General features: G+C 40.0%; 3 protein-coding genes and 1 pseudogene. 1 reads left to right on the forward strand and 3 read right to left on the reverse strand.

Annotated features, from left to right (window positions below; translation table 11 throughout):
* Both F6K22_RS43320 and F6K22_RS43325 read right to left on the reverse strand, forming a co-directional pair.
* The coding region (locus F6K22_RS43320; protein ID WP_293110932.1) for an RNA-guided endonuclease InsQ/TnpB family protein at positions 1-318 on the reverse strand (318 nt) is incomplete at its 3' end.
* Between the two features lie 184 nt (positions 319-502).
* Positions 503-694 (reverse strand): hypothetical protein, encoded by a 192-nt coding sequence (locus F6K22_RS43325; RefSeq protein WP_293110934.1) that lies wholly within the window; start codon positions 692-694, stop codon positions 503-505.
* Between the two features lie 186 nt (positions 695-880).
* On the opposite strand from F6K22_RS43325, the gene F6K22_RS43330 reads away from it, so the two are divergent.
* A complete protein-coding gene (locus F6K22_RS43330; protein ID WP_293110936.1) occupies positions 881-1,003 on the forward strand; it encodes a hypothetical protein in 123 nt (40 codons plus the stop codon).
* A 2-nt stretch (positions 1,004-1,005) separates the two neighbouring features.
* Here F6K22_RS43330 and F6K22_RS43335 read toward each other — a convergent pair.
* Positions 1,006-1,298, reverse strand: a pseudogene (locus tag F6K22_RS43335) (hypothetical protein); the annotation flags it as partial.

The following is a 1,298-nucleotide window of genomic DNA, read 5'->3' on the forward strand; positions in this document are numbered from 1 at the left end:
ACTTGACAGGATTTCTCCAATCAAGCCAGGGGGTGTGTCTCCCCAAGGGTAAGTTCCGGTGTGCCCCACCCTACTGAGCGCTTTTTGTAGGATTTTTTTTGCTGCATTAATATCTCTGTCTTCCACATACCCACAATTAGGACAAATATGGGTTCTAGTTGATAGAGATTTCTGCACTTTTTGACCGCAATTAGAACAATTTTGAGAAGTATTTTGCGGTTGCACTGCAATAGTTAATTTACCATACTTGCTTCCCAAATACTCCAACCATTGTCGAAAAGTTGACCAGGCAACATCACTAATTGATTGTAGGGGCATCTATGCGAATCCCCCCTATGAGCCGTCGATTCCTTACCATGCCTTTCACATTTAAATCTGCCTTCGGCACGCCGCTCCGTGTCTACATAAGCCACCAAGTTGTTAGAATGGATTACGCAATACGCTACTCTCTTAGCATATTCTCTACACTGCCTGTACGGACGTTGCATGCAACGTCCCTCTCTTAAATGTTTCCTTGCATATCTATTTCTAGCTTTGTGGTTAGGGGAGCCGTCGGATTGGCGACGTATGTTTGACTGTGGTTTAGCGCCTTTGTTGTACTTCTTAGATTTTTGACGATTTGCCCTATTAACTGCTTTTCAGACTTTCTGTAAAATCGAGGGTTTTCTATGGTTTTACCATTACTATCAGCCAAGAAATATTTAATTCCTACGTCTAAACCTACGGCTTTTCCTTTTGGTGGGGGCGATTCGCATAGATGCCCCTACTATTTTTAAATCTATTTGAATAGCAAATTGAGCATAATAACCGCGACTCGCGTTTAACTAACCTTACTCGTTTGATTTGGTTCAGTTGATAGTAGTTTAAATCATAAGTACCAATGAATTTCAAAATACCTATATTTTTCTTGTCTGAAAAAGTAATTGCTTTTCTGTTTTCTGATAATTTCCAACCAGAAGTTTTATATTCTACAGATCGGCAATACTTTTTAAATTTAGGGTAACCTCACAGGAGTGCGCATTCCGCAAGCGAGCTGTCGTCGTCGCGGGGTCGCACCGCCTTTTTACCTTTGACTTTTTTCTTGCAGTTATCGTAAAATCTAGATATGGCAGACCAATATCTTTCCGCAGACGATTGTCGAGCCATTGAGTTTAGTTCCCTAGCACTCTTTAACTCTTGAGCTAATACTTTGCAATATTTATTTAGGCCGTATTTACTTACACCTTTATTGTCCATCCAATATCTTAAACATTTATTTTGAATAAACTGAGATGTCCTAATAGCCTCATCTATTGCTT

The organism is Okeania sp. SIO2F4, assembly GCF_010672385.1.
Classification (GTDB): Bacteria; Cyanobacteriota; Cyanobacteriia; order Cyanobacteriales; family Microcoleaceae; genus Trichodesmium.